The organism is Desulfoscipio sp. XC116 (assembly GCF_039851975.1).
Lineage (GTDB): Bacteria > Bacillota > Desulfotomaculia > Desulfotomaculales > Desulfallaceae > Sporotomaculum.
The window spans coordinates 2,003,471-2,024,739 of record NZ_CP156660.1; the positions used below are offsets into that span (position 1 = coordinate 2,003,471).

Genomic DNA, 21,269 nt, shown 5'->3' on the forward strand with positions numbered 1-21,269 from the left:
CTACTTCGTTAGCCGCCGATACACTTCCTGGTAGGCTTCTTCCACATTGCCCAGATCCCGGCGAAAACGATCCTTGTCCAGTTTTTCCCGCGTATGCTTATCCCAGAATCGGCATGTATCAGGTGATATTTCGTCACCCAGCAGCAGTTCACCTTTATGCAGTCCGAATTCCAGTTTAAAGTCCACCAGCTCAATATCCCGCTCGGCCAGATGATTCCGCAGCACGTCATTAACCTTTAAAGAGATTTCCTTTATTTTGGCCATCTGCTCGGGGGTGGCCAGGTTAATGGCCCGAATATGGTCATCATTAATCAGCGGATCGCCCAGCTCATCGCTTTTATAATAATATTCCACCACCGTATTTCGCATTGGGATGCCTTCTTCCAGCCCCAGGCGTTTAGCCAGACTGCCGGCGGCAATATTGCGCACAACTACCTCCACCAAAATAATCTGCAGTGCCTTAACTGCCATTTCCGTGTCGGATTTTTCCTCTACGAAATGCGAATCAATACCGTTTTGGGCCAGCATGCGGAAAAAGTAAGCTGAAATACGGTTGTTGAGTGAGCCTTTATTGGCAATAGTACCTTTTTTTAAACCGTTTAACGCGGTAGCATCATCCTTGTACTCCACCCAGTAATAGTCGGGGTTATCAGTGCGGTATACTTTTTTAGCCTTGCCTTCATAGAGCTGTTCCAGTTTTTTCATATTCATCTGCCTCCATATTAAATATTTACAGGCCAAACCGCCTATAAACTTCATCCACATGCTTTAAGTGATAGCTATAATCAAATATTTCATCGATTTCTTCCTTGGACAAAATGGCGGCTGCTTCCGCGTCGTCCAGCAACAGCTGACGAAAGTCCTCTCCTGTTTGCCAGCACCGCATGGCGTTGCGCTGCACCAATTCATAAGCTTTCTCCCGGGTGAGGCCGTGTTTTTCCACCAGAGTCAGCAGCACCCGTTGTGAAAAAATCAACCCGTGGGTTTTTTCGAGGTTCTTTTTCATATTCTCAGGGTAAACCAGTAAATTCTCCATGATATTAATAAATTTATACAGCATATAATCAAGGGTGGTAGTGCTGTCAGGAATAATCACCCTTTCCACCGATGAGTGGGAAATATCCCGCTCATGCCACAGGGCCACGTTTTCCATAGCCACCAGGGCGTTACCGCGCAGTAAGCGGGCCTGACCGCTTATGCGTTCCACCGTGATGGGATTGCGTTTATGGGGCATGGCCGATGATCCCTTTTGGCCCTTTTTGAAATGTTCTTCGGCCTCTAAAATATCGGTACGCTGTAGATTTCTGATCTCGGTGGCAAACTTATCCAGAGAGCTGCCGATAACCGCCAGGGTGGTCAGAAATTCAGCATGCCGATCCCTCTGCAATATCTGGGTGGACACCCGGGCCGGCTTTAAGCCCAGCCGGGTACAGACGTGCTGTTCCACCGCGGGATCGATATTGGCATAAGTGCCGACGGCCCCGGATATCTTGCCCGCACTGACAGTGGTAACGGCACTTTCCATGCGCTTGATGTTGCGTTCGGTTTCCGCTACCCACAGCAGCATTTTCAACCCAAAGGTGGTGGGTTCGGCATGGATGCCGTGAGTGCGCCCGATCATAATGGTGCAGCGGTGTTCTTTGGCCTTCTCCAATAAAACATTCCGCAACTCTTGCAAGCGTTTAAGGATTAGTTCTCCGGCTTCTTTAATCTGCAATGCCAGCGCTGTATCCAGCATGTCCGAAGAGGTCATGCCCAGGTGCATATACTTGGAGGCATCCCCCACGTATTCAGCGACGCAGGTAAGAAAAGCAATAACATCGTGATTGGTGACTTCTTCAATTTCGTCAATGCGTGCCACGGTAAAATTAGCTTTCTCTTTGATTTCCCGCAGTGCCTCAACCGGTACCACGCCCATTTCGGACAGCGCCTCACAGGCGCAAATCTCCACCTCCAGCCACTTGCGGTACTTATTTTCCTGGGACCAGATAGCTTTCATTTCCGGTAAAGTATAACGATCGATCAAGCTTTATTTCCTCCCTTTGCATTCAGATATCCTTCTATGCCCAGTTCCTGCAGACAAGTCGATTTCTCTTCCACCTGTCGGGCCATTTTTCTTTTATAAGCAGTTATTTTGTCCCGCACTTCCGGGCAGCCCGAACCAATTATCTGAGCCGCCAGAATACCTGCGTTTTGGGCCCCGTTTATGGCCACCGTAGCTACCGGTATGCCGGGAGGCATTTGTACGGTAGCATACAGAGCGTCCACGCCATTTAGTGCGCCTGATGCAATAGGCACACCGATAACGGGCAGCGAGGTATGCCCGGCGATAACGCCGGCCAGATGAGCCGCACCGCCGGCACCCGCAATAATCACTGCCACGCCCTGATCGGCAGCCTGGCGGGCGTAATCGGCAGTTTTTTCCGGTGCCCTGTGCGCAGACGATATTAATATCTCCCAAGGGATACCAAATTCATCCAGTATATCCGCCGCGCCGCGCATTACCGGCAAATCAGAGTCACTGCCCATTACGATACCTACCAATGGTTTATTCATTTGTCGCCTCCTCGTAGAATATATGTACTTAATTATCATTCCCCACCATGTTGGCAAGTTATCTGTCTCCAAACGACTTCATCAAATTCCAAGACTCCCACTTCTATAAGCGGGAGTTCCTATTTTTATTTCAGGCGGGGTGAAATCCCCATTTGAAGCCCCGATGTCCAGCTTTGGCTGAACGAGTTCATCTTCTGCTCCCAACGATTTGATAACCCTATGGCGGTGAAAAGGGGAATTGATCAATTTGTGCAAGCCTTTGATACATTCTTTTGCCATAGCCACAGCAATAAAAAAAACCCGCCCGAGTAGGTTCTCATCGGAGTGAAACCTACCCGCCTGGGCTTTTATCCCGACCGGTGTAGCTGCCGCGAAACGTACCCGTGGCTGCCTGTACCGCTTGGACCGAGCCACCGTAAAGCGGTGTGGAACCCTAGGTACACTTTCTCTCGTGTTGAATATTATTTAAAATAACTTTCCAAATTAATATTAACCCATGGATATTCCGACAGTCAAGTACAACAAGCTGCAAAAAGAATTAACGTTTGCAGCTGCTTTTTGGCATCCAATTTTAAAGTTTGCTCGGCATTTGATGCATTTATTGTACCGCAATTATATCAATCAGTAAATTGGTTTTTCAATTTTCACCAAGCTCTGCAATCATCTGTTTGATTTTATCCAGGGTTTTGCGTTCCTGTTCCTTCGCTGCTATTATTTTTGCGCCCCCTTCTTATTCAGCCATGCTTCTTTTGACCGCCGGCAGGCTTTTCGGATTTAACGTTTCGCTCTCTTCTAACTTATATATGTCCTTGCTTATAATATAAATATTGATGTTTATGTAGTTAATCTTTTTAACGTTCCTCAATAAAATATAAACGCTAACGTTGATTCATTAAACTATTCCGTTTATAATAAGATATTGGAAGGAGTAGTGGTATGTCTGTATCTGAACAGCTTAAAATACTGTGTGTCAAGCTCGGAATAAGTGTTTCCGAACTCGGACGAATATCGGGGAAAAGCCCGCAAGCTTTCAGCCAGAAAATGAAACGGGAGAGTTTTACGGTCGACGAATTGAAGCAAATTGCCGAGGCCGCCGGTTGTCGATATGAGGGCGCCTTTATTATGCCTTCCGGCGAAAAGGTCACGTACTAAAAGGGGGATTGTTCAATGACTTTATATGATAAAATCGACCGCTACAAGATATCGCTTGATGAGCAACGTCCTTTTGAAGGCCACCTGCTCAATGAAATAAAGGGCTATTACCGTATTGGTCTCACCTGGTCGAGCAATGCCCTGGAAGGGAATACCCTCACCATTAGCGAGACAAAGGTGATACTGGAGGATGGGCTGACTGTTGGCGGTAAACCGCTTAAAGACACATTTGAGGCACTGGGGCATGCGCAAGCGTATGACTTTATGTTCACGCTGCTGGGCAGCCGTCGTATCACCGAGGCTGACGCTCTAACAATGCACCGAATGTTTTATACAGGAATAGATGCCAAAGAAGCCGGCCACTATCGTGATCGTCCTGTCTTCATAACCGCTTCCAAGCATAAAGTGTGCGACGTGAAGCTGATCGGGCAGAAGATGGCGAAACTATTTCAATGGGTCGCCGAGGAGCGGGACAAATATCACCCAGTTAAGTTCGCAGCTCAGTTACACAAGCGATTCGTATTTATTCATCCTTTTATCGACGGCAACGGTCGAATTTCCAGGCTGCTGATGAACACGGCTCTTATTCAGGACGGTTACATGCTGGCTGTGATCCCGCCGGTTTTGCGTCAGGAGTATAACAGCCTGCTGGAGCGAGCCCATAAAGATGACCGACCGTTTACGGATTTTATTGCCGAGCAGGTGTACGAGACGCAGAAAGAGATCATGCGGCTGCTGCACATTCCATTTCCAAAACTATCATAAAACGAGAGCGGGCATTCCTACACCGGAATCCCGCTCTTTATGTATTAAAGCCGTCCCGGGCGGTACGCTTTACCAAAAAACAAGGCCAGAAGGCCAGTGTTCATACTGGTTTCCGGCCTTGCTGTTCTTATTCCCACTCGGCAAATCTATTCAAATACTAAACATATTAGTTTAATATTTAAGGCTTTTTTGTGCGTTATAAGTACCTATTTCCCATATTATCCGGCGCTTGCCGATTTTTTGTTATCAAAGTATTATCAGTGGCAACACATCAATTTGAATTGTCACCCCTCTAATTCCAGTCAATCTCCTTTTATTTCGACCTCTCTTCCAACTCCATAAACCTATCAAAATCACTCTCAAACAACCTGTCCTGCACAATACGGTACTTTTCAAACTCAGTTTCAGCGTGAAGCTTCGCCTTCTCATGGGATATTTTTCCAGCACCTATCAGAATTTCGTTGCCATTGAACTCCAAAAAGCCGTCAAGCCTTTTTGCCCAGTCCTCCATAGACATAGGTATCTGGCGCTCAGCTTGCAACTCCGCATAGTCCAGGTAGATGGATACAATACGTTCAAGATAGTCCATCTCTTTTTCGTTCAGATAATTCTTTGCAACAGAAACATCAGCTTTGACGATTTTTCCGTGAGGCGCGGCCTCCCATGTAGTCAGTCCCATATGCTCTTTTTCTGCGTCGGCCCGCTTAACTATCAACTCGGCTGCCGTATGTCTGTGAACCGCCCAGTGCATTTTATTTTGAACCAACTTAAAGAAATTATGCGTAGTTTTGGCATCCTTATCGTAGTCAAAAGCGGTGGCATAAATGTCGGTTACTTTCTGATAAAATTTACGTTCCGACAAACGAATTTCCCGAATATATTGCAGTTGGCGGTCAAAATATTCATCTGTGAACATATGGCCTTTTTTTAGACGGTCAACGTCCATTGTCCAACCTTGAATTGTGTAATCTTTAACGATTTGACTTGCCCATTTCCGAAAACGGACTGCGCGCTCATTATTAATCTTGAACCCTACTGCAATGATCATTTGAAGATTATAATGGTTGGTATTATAGGTCTTACCGTCAGACGCAGTTATCCGGAATTTCCGGATAACTGTTTCCTCGGCCAATTCTTTGTCCGAAAAGACCTTCTTTATATGTTCATTGATGGTGCGAACATTAACATCATACAACTCCGCCATTAATTTTTGCGTTAACCAGATATTCTCATCCTCATAACGAATTTCAACACCACCCTCGCCGCTTGCGGCAACGAAGGTTAAATACTCGGCGGCACTGCTATGAATGGTAATTTCATTTTTCTTTTTACCGTTTTTCCTATTTGTCACGTTAGATTCCTCCTGTTCATCGAGCTCAACTTCCATCACTATTGCCAAGGACATCAAGTTTGTCCTCGAGTTCTTTTAAGCTATATTCTTTTAAAAAAGCTAAGCCAAAGCGTGTATCTGGTAAGTCCATATGGGTAGGGGCATAACGTATCGTATTCTTCCCTTTATTTTTCTCTACATCTAAGCCACCAAGATCCCTTTGTTGGAAATGTCATAATCGTTTGCGCTATATTTTATCAAACCAAAGCGGTAGTTTTTTAGCCGGTCAATGTTAAAATCAGAAACACTTTTATGGTTCATTTCAATTAAGCCTTTATGGAATATGATTCTAAATCAAAAAACGAGTACGGGCCTCGGAACTGAGGAAAAAAACGTTCATAGACCATACTGATTCCAAGCTTACCATTAAGCATCAATGTTAGCTATTACATCTTCCAGGGTCCACAATCTTTTACCAGAATGTTGAGGTCGTGGTTACATTGCCATAAAAAAATATAAGGAGGGAATGTTGTGAATAAAAAAACTTTAATGGCAATATTATTATTTTTAATTATAGTGACAGCATTTATATGGTCAAACTCTCCTGAAGATTACGGTTCAAGCTTACCACCTATGCTTTCACCAGAAATACCTGTAATTGACGGAGAAATCATCACAAGCAAGGAAGCTAAGTTTGAGGTCACAAGAGGTTATATAATAAAAATAAAAACTAAGAAAAGTTTTAATCAAACCGTTGAGTTCTATAAATCTCAATTTGAAAAGACAGGAACAACCATATCTTTTCATGATGTGATTTCAGAAGAAAAAGTAGCCTCTGCTGAAGCAGCTCAAGGATCTACTATAATTTATCTAGAAATTATAGACAAAAAAGACTATACTTTAGTGATTATGGCAATACATTTATAAAGAAAATTCCCACCACTTGTTAGCAAGAGCTAGCGGCTAGGTATTAACCCATGGATATTCCGACAGTCAAGTACAACAAGCTGCAAAAAGAATTAACGTTTGCAGCTGCTTTTTGGCATCCAATTTTAAAGTTTGCTCGGCATTTGATGCATTTATTGTACCGCAATTATATCAATCAGTAAATTGGTTTTTCAATTTTCACCAAGCTCTGCAATCATCTGTTTGATTTTATCCAGGGTTTTGCGTTCCTGTTCCTTCGCTGCTATTATTTTTGCGCCCCCTTCTTATTCAGCCATGCTTCTTTTGACCGCCGGCAGGCTTTTCGGATTTAACGTTTCGCTCTCTTCTAACTTATATATGTCCTTGCTTATAATATAAATATTGATGTTTATGTAGTTAATCTTTTTAACGTTCCTCAATAAAATATAAACGCTAACGTTGATTCATTAAACTATTCCGTTTATAATAAGATATTGGAAGGAGTAGTGGTATGTCTGTATCTGAACAGCTTAAAATACTGTGTGTCAAGCTCGGAATAAGTGTTTCCGAACTCGGACGAATATCGGGGAAAAGCCCGCAAGCTTTCAGCCAGAAAATGAAACGGGAGAGTTTTACGGTCGACGAATTGAAGCAAATTGCCGAGGCCGCCGGTTGTCGATATGAGGGCGCCTTTATTATGCCTTCCGGCGAAAAGGTCACGTACTAAAAGGGGGATTGTTCAATGACTTTATATGATAAAATCGACCGCTACAAGATATCGCTTGATGAGCAACGTCCTTTTGAAGGCCACCTGCTCAATGAAATAAAGGGCTATTACCGTATTGGTCTCACCTGGTCGAGCAATGCCCTGGAAGGGAATACCCTCACCATTAGCGAGACAAAGGTGATACTGGAGGATGGGCTGACTGTTGGCGGTAAACCGCTTAAAGACACATTTGAGGCACTGGGGCATGCGCAAGCGTATGACTTTATGTTCACGCTGCTGGGCAGCCGTCGTATCACCGAGGCTGACGCTCTAACAATGCACCGAATGTTTTATACAGGAATAGATGCCAAAGAAGCCGGCCACTATCGTGATCGTCCTGTCTTCATAACCGCTTCCAAGCATAAAGTGTGCGACGTGAAGCTGATCGGGCAGAAGATGGCGAAACTATTTCAATGGGTCGCCGAGGAGCGGGACAAATATCACCCAGTTAAGTTCGCAGCTCAGTTACACAAGCGATTCGTATTTATTCATCCTTTTATCGACGGCAACGGTCGAATTTCCAGGCTGCTGATGAACACGGCTCTTATTCAGGACGGTTACATGCTGGCTGTGATCCCGCCGGTTTTGCGTCAGGAGTATAACAGCCTGCTGGAGCGAGCCCATAAAGATGACCGACCGTTTACGGATTTTATTGCCGAGCAGGTGTACGAGACGCAGAAAGAGATCATGCGGCTGCTGCACATTCCATTTCCAAAACTATCATAAAACGAGAGCGGGCATTCCTACACCGGAATCCCGCTCTTTATGTATTAAAGCCGTCCCGGGCGGTACGCTTTACCAAAAAACAAGGCCAGAAGGCCAGTGTTCATACTGGTTTCCGGCCTTTCTGTTGTTATTCCCACTCTATCGTAGCCGGGGGCTTGGAGGTGATGTCGTAGACCACCCGGTTGATGCCCTTGACCTCATTGACAATGCGGTTTGATATGCGTTCCAGCACATCATAGGGTATCTTAGCCCAATCGGCCGTCATACCGTCATGAGAGTGGACGGCTCTGATGGCCACCGTATGAGCATAGGTGCGCTCATCACCCATTACCCCCACACTGTACAGGTTGGGCAGTACGGCAAAATACTGCCAGATTTCACGGTCAAGGCCGGCCCGGGCGATTTCGCCGGTCACAATAGCATCGGCTTCCTGCAGCAGGGCTATCTTTTCGGGCGTGATCTCGCCTAATATACGCACGGCCAGACCGGGCCCGGGGAACGGCTGGCGCCAGACTATACCGGCGGGCATGCCCAATTCCTCACCCACCCGTCGTACCTCGTCCTTAAATAGCCAGCGCAGAGGTTCTATCAATGTCAGGCGCATATCTTCAGGTAACCCGCCCACGTTGTGATGCGACTTAATCACCGCGGCCGTGGCAGTGCCGCTTTCCACCACATCCGGGTACAGGGTGCCCTGCACCAAATAATCTATTTCGCCTACCTTGGCGGCTTCCTCTTCAAACACACGTATAAATTCCCCGCCGATTATTTTGCGCTTGCGCTCCGGATCGGTAACACCCTGTAGTTTATCCAGGAACCGCTTCGAGGCATCCACATAAACCAGGTTGATATTGAAGCCTTCCCGGAAAAATTGTTGCACCGCCTCTGCTTCTCCCTTGCGCAAAAGCCCGTGGTTAACAAATACGCAGGTCAGCTGATTACCGATGGCCCGGTGCACCAATACGGCGGCCACGGATGAGTCCACCCCGCCGCTCAAGGCGCAGAGCACCCGCCGGTCGCCCACCGCCGCCTTTATTTCCGTCACAGTATGTTCAATAAAGGAGCCCATTGTCCAGCTTCCCGTGCAGCCGCAAATATCATATAAGAAACAGTGCAATATATCCTGCCCTCTGGGTGTGTGCACTACTTCCGGGTGAAACTGCACAGCGTACAGTCCGTGTTCTTTATCTGCCATAGCAGCCACCGGGGCCTGTACGGTACGCGCCAGAACACTAAAGCCGGGCGGCGGCGACTTCACCAGATCGCCATGACTCATCCAGCACTGCTCCCGTTCACTCATAGAGCAAAGCAAACCTTCCCCGGTAATAACCTCAAGCTCTGTCTTACCATACTCCTGCCGGTTGGCCCGGTCCACTGCACCACCCAGTTGAAAAGCCATTAACTGCATGCCGTAGCAAATACCCAAAACAGGTATGTTTAGTTCATATATCGCCTTATCCACCACCGGGGCACCTTGCTGGTACACACTGGAAGGCCCGCCCGAAAATATAATACCCCGCGGCTTTTTGGCCTGTATTTCAGCCAGCGGGGTATTAAAAGGCAGCATCTCACAAAAGACATGGCTATCGCGAATGCGCCGGGCAATTAACTGACTGTATTGCCCGCCAAAGTCCAGTACTATTACCATCTCCTGCTCTGGTACAGACATTATTACGTCCCTCCAATTAAATAAACTATTTGTAATGATACCGTGTATTGAAAGTTGAAAGATTGGTACCGTGGTACCGGGTACAGATGTTGAAAGTTGCAAACTTTCCAATGAAATTAAGTACTACTGGTAATACAGTGTAATTTGCTTTTTGAGCAAAGCTTTCGCCGTCTTGATAGGTGCCAGCTAAACGGCACCGTTGTTTAGCTGGTGTACTCTGCTGCGGCACTGTTATTTAGGTAGTGTACTCTACTATGCCAAGGAGCAGCAAATCCTTCGGCAAACTATGCTTTTCCCTGTAGTACTAACCGCTTTGATAAATTTCCTTTTTCAACACACAAATTTCCGGTAAATGGCGGTACTTTTCATTATAATCAAGCCCATAGCCCACCACAAATTCATCGGGTATGACAAAGCCGTTATAATCGACCGGCACATTCACTTCCCGCCTGGAGGGTTTGTCCAGGAGCGTACAAATATGCACACCGGCCGGGTCACGGGCTTTTAAAATCTCCAGCAGGTAGCTTAAAGTAAGGCCGGTATCCACAATATCCTCAATGATAAGCACATGACGCTGTTCCACGCTCTTATCCAAATCCTTCAATATGCGCACTTCGCCCGTTGACTTATTGGAAGCTCCATAGCTGGACACCGCCATGAAGTCAATGCGTACGTCTATGTTCATGTTCCTGATTAAGTCAGCCATGAACACCACGGCTCCCTTTAATATACCCACCATCAAAAGCTCTTTGCCGGCGTAGTCCCTGGAAATGATGCCGCCAAGTTCACGCACTTTTTCATCTATTGTCATCCTGTCGATTAAAACTTTTTCCACATCCGGGTGCAAAATTAACACCTCCCAAAAACAAAATCTGGGTTATTATAACAAAGCTTTAAAAACATTGTCAATATACCGTGCTCTCTGCTACATATCGGGTAAACTTATTTTAATCTGCTTGTCAAAATCCCACATCTGCATATTAATCGCCAACTTATCTTTTTTACCGTGTTTGCCGGTGGCCTCTATATATGCTTTTCTTATAGCCTGTTCACCGGGGTGCACCCAAACCCGGTATCTAAAATCGTCATAACTTAATTCCATTAAGGTATTCTGAACGATAGGCCGAAATTCAAATACCCTGCATTTATCACCTTCAATTTCCTCTGCCGCCAGTTCATTAATTATGGGAATGTCTTTAAAATTAAAATTGCTCAGTGGATTAAATTCAGTGACAAAAAGCTCGGACTCGGCCATTTTATTCCCTTCCAGGTGAATCCAGTTATCGGACCAATAACCTTTTATAAAAGTTTGGTCTCCGATATGAATAAATTCCACCGGCATATCCTGCATGGTACCGGTAATATGCACACTGTCCGGCGCCACCCGTTCGCCTTTAACATCAGAGATTACACCAGCCCCTATTTTAACCAGCATACTAAAACGAAATGAGCCGGTGTTTAGTGTTTTTTCCAACGCTGCGGCAAATAATTCCTCGGGTGGAACAATAATTTTAGCATAATAAGCTCCGGCAGCACGATAAATGCCAAACAGCAATAATACCGCAGCTGCCAGACCCAGCAACAACTTTTTATCTACAACAAGCCAGTGCGGCCTAGTCAAATCAGTTCACTCCTTTATAATTAAAATAGTATTACCTGTAAATTTATACGAAGTTTTCGCTATAAATATTCCTTTTGGCGCGTGGTATCCTGTTTTTTAAATATCAATTATGTTAAAATAGGAATGTTTTAAAAATAAAGAGGGAGCGCCTGATAATTTGGATATACGGGAAATGCAAAATGAAGTGAACCGCTGGATCGGTCAATTTGAAGAAGGTTACTGGCCGCCGCTGGCCATGCTGGCCTGTCTTACCGAGGAAGTCGGAGAGCTGGCCCGGGAAATCAACCACCAATTCGGCACTAAACCTAAAAAGCCGGAGGAACCGGAAGGTGATCTGGCTATGGAACTAGCGGATATATTATTTATCGTTATTTGCTACGCCAACTTACTGGGTATAGACCTTAACGAGGCATTTCTAAACATGATGGAAAAATATAAAATACGTGACGCCCAGAGATGGACCAGAAAAAAACATACAGGAGGAAAAAATATGGCCACCATCATTCCCCTGCAAGGCCTGCGTTATAACGAAAAAATAGCCGGAAATATCAAGGACCTGGTTACCCCGCCCTACGATGTGATTGACGCCGCTGCCCAGGAGAAATATTACCAGCTTAACCCGTATAATATTATCCGCCTGGAATACGGCAAAAAACACCCCTCCGATAATAATACGGAAAACTGCTACAACCGGGCGGCAGGCTTCTTCGGCCAGTGGCAGAGCGATAGTATATTAAAGCAAGAGGACAAACCGGCCCTTTATCTTTACCAGCAGCAGTTTAATGTCGGTTCCCAAACGCTTGTGCGAACCGGTATTATTTGCGGCGTCAAACTGGAGCCCTATGAGAATGGAGTGGTTCTGCCCCACGAGGAAACCATGCCCAAACATAAAGCCGACCGGCTGGCCTTAATGCAGGCCTGCGGCGCCAATTTCAGTCCTATATTTGGATTGTACGGCGACCCTGAACGCAGGATTGATCGCCTGCTCCTCAACATCGTACAGGAATCACCCGGCAGCATTAATTTTACCGATGAATTGGGACACAGACACCGGCTCTGTGTAATCACGAATACGGTAACGATACAGCAAGTGCAGCAATTAATGCAAGAGCAGCGCATTTTTATTGCTGACGGCCACCATCGCTACGAAACCGCGCTTAATTATGCCCGGCAAAACCCCGACAAGCCCGGTGCCGGTTATATAATGATGACCCTGGTTAATCTATATGATCCCGGCCTGGTAATACTGCCCACCCATCGGTTGGTTATGGGCAGCCGGGTAGATAAGCAAAAACTGTTGGATTCACTGCAGGAGGATTTTACAGTTGAAAAATTAACCGCAGCGAATGTAGCCGGAGTTACAGAATTAATGAGCGGTCTAGCGGGATTTCAAGATAACGGCGATACAACGCACCGGCAGGTTTTTGGCATGTATCTGGGGAAAGACGGTTATTATACATTAACGCTGCGTGATGAAGACGCAATAGCACGTAAAATGCCTCCCGAGCACTCAGCCGACTGGCGCAGGTTGGATGTCTCCGTCTTGCAGAAACTAATTCTTGAAAACCAGCTGGGCATTGATAAAAATGCTCTGGCCGGTGGTGATGCGATAGAATACACCCGTGACGCCCGCGAGGCTGTGCAGGCGGTAGACGAAGGCCGCTGCCAATTGGCATTCTTAATGAACCCCACGCTGATTGCGGAAGTTACTGCAGTGGCAGCTAACGGGGAAAAAATGCCGCAAAAATCTACTTTCTTCTATCCTAAACTAATCACCGGTCTGGTTATTAATAAGTTTTAGCATATACCGTTCCTGAATTGCGGCATTAACAAACATATAACAGAGATACAACAGAGATACAACAGAGACAGGCGATTACGGCCTGTCTCTTCTAGTTCTTCTTGTTTAAATATTCTGTTTCACCATATTTTTATCTATAGACACTCACGCCGCCAAACGCGGTGCCATAAGAAAATGAAAACTACCGGTCGCTATTTTCAGGATAATTACTAATTACCCATTTACTTTAAACTATTGATTCTTTCCCTGGTGGAAACAATACTGGTAATCTTGACACCAAAGTTTTCGTTAACTACAACCACTTCTCCCCTGGCTACCAGTTTACCGTTGATTAGAATATCCACCGGTTCATCAACCAGCGTTTCTAATTCCACTATAGCGCCGGGAGTCATATGTAACACCTCGTTAATCTGCTTTTTAGTACTGCCCAGTACCACCGACACTTTCAAAGGAATATCCAGCAACAAGTTTAGTTTTTCAGAATCTACCTGTGTCATTACCGATTTATCATAGCTTTGGTCGGTTGTTTTTAAGTTATCTTGCTCCTGAGCGGCTTTTACGGCATTATCATCAGGCAACTGCATCGGGCGGTCCGTTACTTTTTCCAGCACATCCGTCGTAGCCTTTACGCTTGGCTCAGCCATTGGCGGTTCGGTTTCGACATCTTCCATGCCACCGAACTTTTCCCAAAGCAGATTGGTCTGCTCACGGGCCGTATGTATATCTATCACCTGCATGATATTGGTATCCAGCAAACCATCAATTATCATGCGGAAATAAATTACCACAATGGGATCATCAAAAGGCAAATCAACGTTCATTTTATCTGTTTCCATCACCATATTAGTTTCCGGAGGCAGTATGTTAATACTTCTTTCCAGCATATCGGCCAGTGATGTCGAAGCAGTGCCGATCATTTGGTTCATGGCTTCCGAAGCGGCACTGATTTCCAAATCGGTTATTTTTTCGGGTAAATCCGTGCCGTCGCCGCCCATCATTAAATTAGCCATGACCATAGCGTCACGCAATTTAATTACCAGCACATTGTAACCGCTGAGACCTTCTCTAAATTGTACCTTAATAATTAAGTATGGTAAGTTAAACTCTTTTAAAAAGTCTTTTTTTCGGGTAATAATCACTTTGGGACTGGTAATTTGCACCCGCTTGTTTAGTAATTGGGACAGCGTCGTAGCTGAAGAACCCATGGATATATTACCAATTTCGCCCAGAGCATCTTTCTCTTCGGATGTTAAAGCCGACTGCATTTTATCATCCGATAATGCTTCTTTATTCTCGTATGCATCATCAACAATATTAACATCAACATCATCGAGTTGTTCATATCCGCCATCTTCACCGGTATTAAACAGTGCATTAATTTCATCCTGGCTTAATCCCTGGTCAGCTGCCGGGGACTGCTCCTGTTCACCGCTTCCCTGGGCCGCTTTGAGCATGGCATCTATATCATCCTGGCCCAATCCCTGGTCATCCGCCTCGGACTGCTCTCGCTCACCGCTGCCCTGAGCCGCTTTAAGCATGGCATCTATATCATCCTGGCCCAATCCCTGGTCATCCGCCTCGGACTGCTCTCGCTCACCGCTGCCCTGAGCCGCTTTAAGCATGGCATCTATATCATCCTGCTGCAGCATCTTATCTTTAGTATCACTCATCTTTATCTTTCCTTTCAATAAGTGAAACAATTTGGACAGCCAAATTGTCCCCCACCGAACCCACCTGAGCACCGAATTTTACATTTTCCCCTACATAGACATCCAAATCACTGTCCACGTTTTTTTCCAATACTATTACATCACCCAGCTGGACCTGCAAAAAATCCTCTATAGTAACCGAAGCTTCACCAATTGTAGCGGTAATGTCAACATAACAATGACTCAACCAGTGATTAATATGCTTATAGTTATTTTCAAAACCGGATGGCAATTGCCTGATAAACTGTTGACGCACTGAAAGCTTGGCTATGACCGGGTCCAACATAATATACGGCAGGCAAAGGTTAATCATACCCTCATCGCTTTCACCCACAACAACAGAAAAAGTTAACAAAGCCACCACTTCGTTTGGTGAATAAAGCTGCTGCAAGCGGGGGTTGGTTTCTATGGACCGCACCTCGGGCTTGATCTCATAAATATCCTGCCAGGTGGGAACCAGGTAATCAAGAATACGGGCCATGATTTTTTTGGTAACCTGTATTTCAATGTCAGTTAACTCCCGGTTTAAGTCACCGGTGGTACCGCCGCCTCCGAACATTAAATCAATAACAGGAAAAATAAAACTTGTATTTGCCTCCATAATAGCCGAACCATTAAGAGGCAAAAGATCAAAAACAGTTAGCACCGTGGGTGTGGGAATAGAGCGAATAAACTCATCAAAAATAATCTGGCTCACGGAGACCAGTTCAATATTTACATTGCTTCTCAAATAGCCGAACAAAAAACTGGATAAATGTCTGGCATAGTGTTGGTGAAGCATTTCCAAGGTCCTTAAATGTTCCTTGGAAAATTTATTAGGCCTGCGAAAGTCGTAATTCTTGACCTTGGGCGCCATGGTGCTTTCTATCTCATCAACCGGCAAATTACCATCGGTCAAGGCCTGTAGCATAGCATCAATTTCGTTCTGGGATAATATTTCCTGCATATGTCTCCCTCAATTATTTATCTATTCATAACTCTGTCTATAGCTTGTAAAATTCTGTCCTGCTTAAATGGTTTAACAATAAAATCCATGGCTCCGGCTTGAATGGCCTCCATGACCATGGATTGCTGCCCCATGGCACTGCACATAATTATTTTAGCATTGGGGTCAATTTTTTTAATTGCTTTTACACCTTCAATTCCATCCATCTCCGGCATGGTAATATCCATGGTCACCAGGTCCGGTTGATGCTCGGAGTACATTTTAACGGCTTCTGCACCGTTTTCCGCCTCACCTACCACTTCATAACCATTTTTAATTACAATGTTTTTAATCATCATGCGCATAAATGTAGCATCATCAACTATAAGAATTCTTAAAGACATAAATTAATCCCTCCGTTCTAATTAAGCTTCTATTCCTAAGGCCAGTAACAGCCTTTTTATTGATTCGGGTTCGGGCATCAAGAAAAAGTATCCACTTACCTTTTGATCATCCCTAAAAAGCTGGGTCTCAATAGTTAAAATATTATCCCCCTCCGATCGGCCGCTTTCAATAACCAGTGACGTGAATACGGCAGCCAACATATCAAAGGCAAATATCGGAGTCGAGGATGTAACCGATAAATTAGTAAAATCAGTAATAGCGGATATAAAAGAACCGGTTAATATATTGCCAATTTCATTAATGGTGGAGGTAGCCATTTCGTCCAATTCAACAGTGGTGCCATCCTCCAGGTCCATAAGCATATCTACCAGGCTATAGGTGCTTTTTTCATTAAAGATATAAAAAACAATACCTTTTATATCACCGGCCAGCTGTAAACTGACACAAGATATTAGTTCCTCGTACCCGCCAATAATGTCGATAACTTTTTCAAAAGTTACAAAGCTTGTCCTGGGCACACCCATACCAATCCTGCTTTCCAGCATTTCCGCCAGTGAAGTTGCCGCATGTCCAAGTCCAATATTACTTATTTCCTGCAGCGCGTCTAATTGCATCTCGGACAGCTTGCCGGTTTCGCTCATCACACCAACCCTTTCAATACAACCGCTGTTAGTTTTCCTTTTTATAAAAACAAGGTGATAATTTTTTATAACCCAGCTCCTTGTAATTAAAGATCATCTCACTCCCGCCGATAAAAAGAACTCCTCCGGGATTAAGAGAAAGGGTAAACTGTCTATATATTTCATCCTGAGCTTCCCTGGTAAAATAAATGGTTACGTTGCGACATACAATCAAGTCATAACCTTTTTTGTAGTCATGGGCAAGTAAATTATGATAATGGAAAGACACCTGCCTCTTAATGATATCCTTTAAAACATATAGCTCAACCTGTTCAGAAAAGAAACGCTCCAGCCTATCCCGGCTGACGTTTTTTATACTATCCTTGCCGTACTTGGCGTCCACAGCCTTTTTTAATATCTGCCGGTCGATGTCGGTGGCATCTATTTTACTTCGGCCCGAAAGACCCATTTCTTCTAAAATAATAGCGATAGAGTAGGGCTCCGATCCGTTAGAACAAGCCGCGCTCCAGATTTTCACCTGGTTACGGCCGCTATACAATGCGGGCAAGTATTTTTTTTGCAGATCGTCAAACCTCTGTGCATCTCTAAAAAACTCAGATACATTAATAGTAAGATAATCAAGAAATTTTTCATAAGTATCTCGTTTTTTAACTAATTGTTGAAAAAGATCACCATAGTTATTTAATTTTAATTTCACCAGATAGGAGTCCAGCCGGCGCCGCAACTGTTTTTCTTTATAGCTGTTTAAATCCAGGCGGAATGTGGCCATAACCTTTACTTTAAAATCGTTAAATTCCATATTATATCACCTTAATATTTTTACCCAGCGTTTTAACAAGCACCTCTCCATTTTCCAAATCCAGATACATAGTACGCCCCTTATTGCCGCCCACATCCTCACTAACAATATGTATAGACATTTGCTTTAATATTTTACGTGACATTTCGATGTTCCTTTCGCCGATGTTAAATAACTGCTTTTTATCCACACCGGTGAACATTTGAGCACCGCCTATAAGTTTGGCTACCAGCCTGGCCTTAGCGGCCCCGTTGCGAATTAATTCATTAAGCATTAACGGTATACCTAAATCGGCGTACTTTTCCTGCTTAGTAATTTTTGAAAAATCCTCACTGTTGGGCAGCATGATATGTAAAAGCCCACCTATTTTAATTACGGGATCCCATACGGCCACCCCCACGCAAGACCCTAACCCCAGTGTTACAAGACGTCCCGGGCTCCTGGAAAACTTATATTCTCCTATACCAACGTGAATATCTTCTGCTTTTTTTGTTGGCAGCATTACATCACCTATATCCGTCTACTTTTGTAGGTTGTTGGCAGAATTCCATAAATAATCAGCGGTTTGAATAATTTTCCCGTCAAATTGAATAGAACGCTGAGCTTCAATCATATTTTTCATTTCCATAACCAAATCAACATTAGAATTTTCCAGATGTCCTTGTCTAATAATACCCGCGCCATCTTCCCCGGGTACCGATAGCTGAGGATCTTCAATAAGTTCACCGGCCGTATATAGATTATCTCCCACCGCGTCAAGCAAAGTCGGGTTGGGGAAAACCGCCATTTCAATCTGCCCGATTTCTATTTTATTACCATCTTCATCGGTGCAGGATATATTACCTTTTTCATCTATAACGATATCGTCATAGTTCTCAGGCAGTTCTTCATCTATTAATACGAATCCCTGCTGATTGATAATCCGTCCTTGATTATCAATATGAAAGCTGCCGTCTCTGGTATAAAACACAGCTCCATCTTCCCGGGTGACCTGGAAAAAACCCTTCCCGGCAATACCTAAATCCAACTGTCTTCCCGTATAGTTTATAATCCCCTGATCCAGGCGGCGATCAGTTAACGCGGTTACTGTACCCCTACCTCTGGAATCACGCACCGCTTCATCATCCTGTAGCACCTTCTGGTTTAAAAAATCAATAAAGTCTACCGACTGCCTCTTGTAACCGGCGGTATTAGCATTAACCACGTTATTGCCGGTAATATCTAATTTACACATCTGGGCATTTATGTTGCCCATACTGTTGTAAACCATTTTCAGCAAAGTCATCACCCCTAAAAAATATATAATTATCTAATTGTACCAACTTTATTGATAGCCATATCAAGCATGTTATCCTGAGTTTGTATAATTTTTTGACCTGTTTCATAAGCCCGAACCGCGGTAACGAGATTCGTCATTTCATCTGCCGATTCAACATTGGCCGCCTCCAAAAAACCCTGGTTTAATCCGGGATTTTCCACTGGCTGAGTTCCCTGATCGGGTGCCTGATACAAGTTATTGCCAACGCCGACCAGGTTATCCAGATTTTCAAATGTCACTATACTTATGCTATCATTTAAAGTACCATTCTCGGTTATATTACCGTTTGCGTCAACCTCAAAACTATCCGGACCTTCCAACTGTACGGGTCCACCCTCGCCCATAACTCTTAATCCATTGGCATTCACCAGGTATCCCGCTTGATCAAGGTGAAAGCTGCCGTTGCGAGTATAATAAATATTCGCTTCGTTTTCAGGATCGGACAAGGTGAAAAATCCCGGTCCTTGCAGCGCAAAATCTGTTTTATTACCTGTCTCCCGCGGGTCCCCCACGCTAAAATCGGTGGATAATTCCTGCACCTCCGCGCCCTGGTTGGTAATACCCAGAGCACTGCGTTTATATTGATGTGTCGAATTATCCATCATTCCGGCACTTAACTGCACCAGGCGCAAGAAAGGTTCCGCTTCAATACGATCCTTTTTATAGCCGGGCAGATTGATATTATCAAGATTACGGGAAGCAGTTTCCGCTCTGGTCATTTGCAAGTTCATTCCCGAAACGGTGGAATAAATGCCCCTTATCATTTGCGAACTCCTTTCTCTTAATCGGAGAGTTTTTCCCTGAGCTTTTGCAATGCTTTAGCATGCAATTGGCAAACTCGGGATTCGGTTACTTCCAAGACATTGCCTATCTCTTTTAAAGTTAATTCTTCCTGATAATAAAGAGACAATACCAGTTGATCCCTCTCCGGCAAACTGCCGATTGCTTTTGCCAGTGTCTCTTTTTCATCCGTCGCGGCGATAATATCCAATGGATCAGGACTCTTTTGGTCGCTAACCGTATCAAGCAATATACCCTCTCCATCCGGACCAACACTATCATCAAGGAAAACGGGAAAGGCATTGCTGTACTCAGCCGCCAATTGCCTCATTCTTTCGGTATCCATACCCATTTCCCCGGCAAGTACATTTTCGTCGGGCAGTTCCCCGTTTTGCCAATACCTCTCTTTTAATTTGTTTAATTGGTAAAATTTCTGCCATTTACTCCTGGGCACCCAGCTCTGCTTCCTTATTTCATCTAAAATAGCGCCCCGTATTCTGGTATATGCGTAATTTTTAAATTCCGTACCCATTTTCATTTTAAATTTATCAATAGCATCAAGTAATCCTATTACGCCATATCCCTCTAGATCCTCCCGGGTCATACCGGGTGGAGCGTTAACAAGCAGCCGCCCGGCCAGATATTTAACCAGTCCCAGATGGCTTAACACAAGCTCGTCTTTAAGAGATTGATCTTTCGATTTATTGTAATTCACCCAAATTTCATTACCGCCCATATGATCACCCTTTTTAACGCAGGCGTTTTTGCTGGGCCATCCTTTCAAAAATATATCGGACTATCATATCTTGATGTTGACGGCTGATATCTATAAAATCCACCCCCAGATGGTACACCCCCTTTTCCGGGTCAACCGGCTGACTGCGAACAACCAGCCCATCTTGTTTCATTAGCAATGGTTTTGGATGCAAAGGCAACTTAAATTCCAGCGACAACCGACTGCGCTCTTTAATATTTTCCCGGACAGCCAGTTTCATACCGCCGCCGCTTAAATCCACTATCGAGGCGCCGATAAATTTGTGGGGTTTCTTATCATCTGTCTGAACAAAATACTGAACATCCAACATTACCGGCAGCCGCACGTGCAATCTTTGTTGAATCCGCAATACTTCCTTAGGAAAAATCAGCCGGTATAATTTAATATTATCTGTCGTTTGACCGATTACCCTGGTGTTGAAACTATATGTGGCATTTTCAGCGGCCAGCCGCACTTGCACTTCATCCCCCCTGTGCAGCACCAGCGGAAAATCCTTTAAATATGGCAAGGCAATGCTAATAACATTGTAACTAACATCCTGTATACTGGAACTAAACCAGCCGTCAAGATCCTTTCTCTTTACTTGAATTTTTTGCGTAATATGCATTTCAAACTGATCAGACAA

At 44.6% G+C, this 21,269-nt stretch carries 23 protein-coding genes and 1 pseudogene; 7 read left to right on the plus strand and 17 right to left on the minus strand.

Annotation, left to right across the window (positions count from 1 at the left end; genetic code table 11):
* The 3 genes from purC to purE are packed head-to-tail and all read right to left on the minus strand — an operon-like array spanning position 1 to position 2,556.
* On the minus strand, positions 1–705 hold the full coding sequence (purC, locus tag ABDB91_RS09505; protein WP_347491355.1) for a phosphoribosylaminoimidazolesuccinocarboxamide synthase: 705 nt from the start codon (positions 703–705) through the stop codon (positions 1–3).
* Between the two features lie 25 nt (positions 706–730).
* On the minus strand, positions 731–2,026 hold the full coding sequence (purB, locus tag ABDB91_RS09510) for an adenylosuccinate lyase (RefSeq protein WP_347491356.1): 1,296 nt from the start codon (positions 2,024–2,026) through the stop codon (positions 731–733).
* Positions 2,023–2,556: a 5-(carboxyamino)imidazole ribonucleotide mutase gene (gene purE / locus ABDB91_RS09515; protein WP_347491357.1), complete on the minus strand. Its 534-nt coding sequence runs from the start codon at positions 2,554–2,556 to the stop codon at positions 2,023–2,025. Before purE ends, purB begins: the two co-directional genes overlap by 4 nt.
* Before the next feature lie 936 nt (positions 2,557–3,492).
* Between purE and ABDB91_RS09520 the strand changes: the two genes are divergently transcribed.
* The gene (locus ABDB91_RS09520) at positions 3,493–3,708 is read left to right on the plus strand and encodes a helix-turn-helix transcriptional regulator (protein WP_190258986.1); all 216 of its coding nucleotides are present in this window, start codon (positions 3,493–3,495) and stop codon (positions 3,706–3,708) included.
* A 15-nt stretch (positions 3,709–3,723) separates the two neighbouring features.
* The gene (locus ABDB91_RS09525) at positions 3,724–4,473 is read left to right on the plus strand and encodes a Fic family protein (RefSeq protein ID WP_347491358.1); all 750 of its coding nucleotides are present in this window, start codon (positions 3,724–3,726) and stop codon (positions 4,471–4,473) included.
* A 313-nt stretch (positions 4,474–4,786) separates the two neighbouring features.
* Here the strand turns inward: ABDB91_RS09525 and ABDB91_RS09530 are convergent, their stop codons facing one another.
* Positions 4,787–5,860, minus strand: a complete 1,074-nt coding sequence (locus ABDB91_RS09530) for a virulence RhuM family protein (RefSeq protein WP_347491572.1) — start codon at positions 5,858–5,860, stop codon at positions 4,787–4,789.
* A 474-nt stretch (positions 5,861–6,334) separates the two neighbouring features.
* On the opposite strand from ABDB91_RS09530, the gene ABDB91_RS09535 reads away from it, so the two are divergent.
* From ABDB91_RS09535 to ABDB91_RS09545, 3 genes are all read left to right on the plus strand, one after another.
* Positions 6,335–6,730, plus strand: a complete 396-nt coding sequence (locus ABDB91_RS09535; RefSeq protein ID WP_347491359.1) for a hypothetical protein — start codon at positions 6,335–6,337, stop codon at positions 6,728–6,730.
* Between the two features lie 490 nt (positions 6,731–7,220).
* The gene (locus tag ABDB91_RS09540) at positions 7,221–7,436 is read left to right on the plus strand and encodes a helix-turn-helix transcriptional regulator (protein ID WP_190258986.1); all 216 of its coding nucleotides are present in this window, start codon (positions 7,221–7,223) and stop codon (positions 7,434–7,436) included.
* Between the two features lie 15 nt (positions 7,437–7,451).
* On the plus strand, positions 7,452–8,201 hold the full coding sequence (locus ABDB91_RS09545; protein ID WP_347491358.1) for a Fic family protein: 750 nt from the start codon (positions 7,452–7,454) through the stop codon (positions 8,199–8,201).
* A 127-nt stretch (positions 8,202–8,328) separates the two neighbouring features.
* On the opposite strand, the gene guaA is transcribed toward ABDB91_RS09545, so the two are convergent.
* The 3 genes from guaA to ABDB91_RS09560 form a co-directional block, all read right to left on the minus strand.
* A complete protein-coding gene (gene guaA, locus ABDB91_RS09550; protein ID WP_347491360.1) occupies positions 8,329–9,870 on the minus strand; it encodes a glutamine-hydrolyzing GMP synthase in 1,542 nt (513 codons plus the stop codon).
* Between the two features lie 304 nt (positions 9,871–10,174).
* Entirely contained in the window at positions 10,175–10,717 is a 543-nt protein-coding gene (gene hpt / locus ABDB91_RS09555; protein WP_347491361.1) for a hypoxanthine phosphoribosyltransferase, read from the minus strand.
* Positions 10,718–10,795: 78 nt separating this feature from the next.
* Complete coding sequence (locus ABDB91_RS09560) at positions 10,796–11,491, minus strand: hypothetical protein (protein ID WP_347491362.1); 696 nt, start codon at positions 11,489–11,491, stop codon at positions 10,796–10,798.
* A gap of 157 nt (positions 11,492–11,648) precedes the next feature.
* Here ABDB91_RS09560 and ABDB91_RS09565 point away from each other — a divergent pair.
* Positions 11,649–11,963, plus strand: a pseudogene (locus ABDB91_RS09565) (nucleotide pyrophosphohydrolase); the annotation flags it as partial.
* 18 nt (positions 11,964–11,981) lie between these two features.
* Positions 11,982–13,292, plus strand: coding sequence for a DUF1015 domain-containing protein (locus ABDB91_RS09570; RefSeq protein WP_347491573.1), 1,311 nt, complete (start codon positions 11,982–11,984; stop codon positions 13,290–13,292).
* 221 nt (positions 13,293–13,513) lie between these two features.
* Here the strand turns inward: ABDB91_RS09570 and fliY are convergent, their stop codons facing one another.
* Genes fliY through ABDB91_RS09620 form a run of 10 tightly spaced genes read right to left on the minus strand, consistent with a single transcriptional unit; the run spans position 13,514 to position 21,269 of the window.
* Positions 13,514–14,962: a flagellar motor switch phosphatase FliY gene (gene fliY, locus ABDB91_RS09575; RefSeq protein ID WP_347491363.1), complete on the minus strand. Its 1,449-nt coding sequence runs from the start codon at positions 14,960–14,962 to the stop codon at positions 13,514–13,516.
* A complete protein-coding gene (gene fliM / locus ABDB91_RS09580; RefSeq protein ID WP_347491364.1) occupies positions 14,955–15,947 on the minus strand; it encodes a flagellar motor switch protein FliM in 993 nt (330 codons plus the stop codon). Before fliM ends, fliY begins: the two co-directional genes overlap by 8 nt.
* A gap of 17 nt (positions 15,948–15,964) precedes the next feature.
* Positions 15,965–16,330, minus strand: coding sequence for a response regulator (locus ABDB91_RS09585; RefSeq protein WP_347491365.1), 366 nt, complete (start codon positions 16,328–16,330; stop codon positions 15,965–15,967).
* Positions 16,331–16,351: 21 nt separating this feature from the next.
* Positions 16,352–16,972, minus strand: a complete 621-nt coding sequence (locus ABDB91_RS09590; protein WP_347491366.1) for a chemotaxis protein CheC — start codon at positions 16,970–16,972, stop codon at positions 16,352–16,354.
* A 28-nt stretch (positions 16,973–17,000) separates the two neighbouring features.
* Complete coding sequence (locus ABDB91_RS09595) at positions 17,001–17,771, minus strand: protein-glutamate O-methyltransferase CheR (protein ID WP_347491367.1); 771 nt, start codon at positions 17,769–17,771, stop codon at positions 17,001–17,003.
* 1 nt (position 17,772) lies between these two features.
* Positions 17,773–18,273 (minus strand): chemotaxis protein CheD, encoded by a 501-nt coding sequence (locus ABDB91_RS09600; protein ID WP_347491368.1) that lies wholly within the window; start codon positions 18,271–18,273, stop codon positions 17,773–17,775.
* Between the two features lie 18 nt (positions 18,274–18,291).
* Positions 18,292–19,041 carry a flagellar hook basal-body protein gene (locus tag ABDB91_RS09605; RefSeq protein ID WP_347491574.1) on the minus strand — a complete coding sequence of 250 codons (750 nt, stop codon included), beginning with the start codon at positions 19,039–19,041 and terminating at the stop codon, positions 18,292–18,294.
* 35 nt (positions 19,042–19,076) lie between these two features.
* Positions 19,077–19,853: a flagellar hook-basal body protein gene (locus ABDB91_RS09610; protein WP_347491369.1), complete on the minus strand. Its 777-nt coding sequence runs from the start codon at positions 19,851–19,853 to the stop codon at positions 19,077–19,079.
* Positions 19,854–19,870: 17 nt separating this feature from the next.
* A complete protein-coding gene (locus ABDB91_RS09615; protein WP_347491370.1) occupies positions 19,871–20,605 on the minus strand; it encodes a FliA/WhiG family RNA polymerase sigma factor in 735 nt (244 codons plus the stop codon).
* 13 nt (positions 20,606–20,618) lie between these two features.
* The gene (locus tag ABDB91_RS09620; protein ID WP_347491371.1) at positions 20,619–21,269 is read right to left on the minus strand and encodes a PilZ domain-containing protein; all 651 of its coding nucleotides are present in this window, start codon (positions 21,267–21,269) and stop codon (positions 20,619–20,621) included.

What these genes read in the sequence shown, in the direction of transcription:
- purC (WP_347491355.1), bottom strand. Translation starts at nt 705, where the DNA reads ATGAAAAAACTGGAACAGCTCTATGAAGGCAAGGCTAAAAAAGTATAC.
- purE (WP_347491357.1), bottom strand. Translation starts at nt 2,556, where the DNA reads ATGAATAAACCATTGGTAGGTATCGTAATGGGCAGTGACTCTGATTTG.
- ABDB91_RS09520 (WP_190258986.1), top strand. Translation starts at nt 3,493, where the DNA reads ATGTCTGTATCTGAACAGCTTAAAATACTGTGTGTCAAGCTCGGAATA.
- ABDB91_RS09525 (WP_347491358.1), top strand. Translation starts at nt 3,724, where the DNA reads ATGACTTTATATGATAAAATCGACCGCTACAAGATATCGCTTGATGAG.
- ABDB91_RS09530 (WP_347491572.1), bottom strand. Translation starts at nt 5,860, where the DNA reads ATGGAAGTTGAGCTCGATGAACAGGAGGAATCTAACGTGACAAATAGG.
- ABDB91_RS09540 (WP_190258986.1), top strand. Translation starts at nt 7,221, where the DNA reads ATGTCTGTATCTGAACAGCTTAAAATACTGTGTGTCAAGCTCGGAATA.
- ABDB91_RS09545 (WP_347491358.1), top strand. Translation starts at nt 7,452, where the DNA reads ATGACTTTATATGATAAAATCGACCGCTACAAGATATCGCTTGATGAG.
- guaA (WP_347491360.1), bottom strand. Translation starts at nt 9,870, where the DNA reads ATGTCTGTACCAGAGCAGGAGATGGTAATAGTACTGGACTTTGGCGGG.
- ABDB91_RS09570 (WP_347491573.1), top strand. Translation starts at nt 11,982, where the DNA reads ATGGCCACCATCATTCCCCTGCAAGGCCTGCGTTATAACGAAAAAATA.
- fliY (WP_347491363.1), bottom strand. Translation starts at nt 14,962, where the DNA reads ATGAGTGATACTAAAGATAAGATGCTGCAGCAGGATGATATAGATGCC.
- fliM (WP_347491364.1), bottom strand. Translation starts at nt 15,947, where the DNA reads ATGCAGGAAATATTATCCCAGAACGAAATTGATGCTATGCTACAGGCC.
- ABDB91_RS09585 (WP_347491365.1), bottom strand. Translation starts at nt 16,330, where the DNA reads ATGTCTTTAAGAATTCTTATAGTTGATGATGCTACATTTATGCGCATG.
- ABDB91_RS09590 (WP_347491366.1), bottom strand. Translation starts at nt 16,972, where the DNA reads ATGAGCGAAACCGGCAAGCTGTCCGAGATGCAATTAGACGCGCTGCAG.
- ABDB91_RS09595 (WP_347491367.1), bottom strand. Translation starts at nt 17,771, where the DNA reads ATGGAATTTAACGATTTTAAAGTAAAGGTTATGGCCACATTCCGCCTG.
- ABDB91_RS09600 (WP_347491368.1), bottom strand. Translation starts at nt 18,273, where the DNA reads ATGCTGCCAACAAAAAAAGCAGAAGATATTCACGTTGGTATAGGAGAA.
- ABDB91_RS09605 (WP_347491574.1), bottom strand. Translation starts at nt 19,041, where the DNA reads ATGGTTTACAACAGTATGGGCAACATAAATGCCCAGATGTGTAAATTA.
- ABDB91_RS09610 (WP_347491369.1), bottom strand. Translation starts at nt 19,853, where the DNA reads ATGATAAGGGGCATTTATTCCACCGTTTCGGGAATGAACTTGCAAATG.
- ABDB91_RS09615 (WP_347491370.1), bottom strand. Translation starts at nt 20,605, where the DNA reads ATGGGCGGTAATGAAATTTGGGTGAATTACAATAAATCGAAAGATCAA.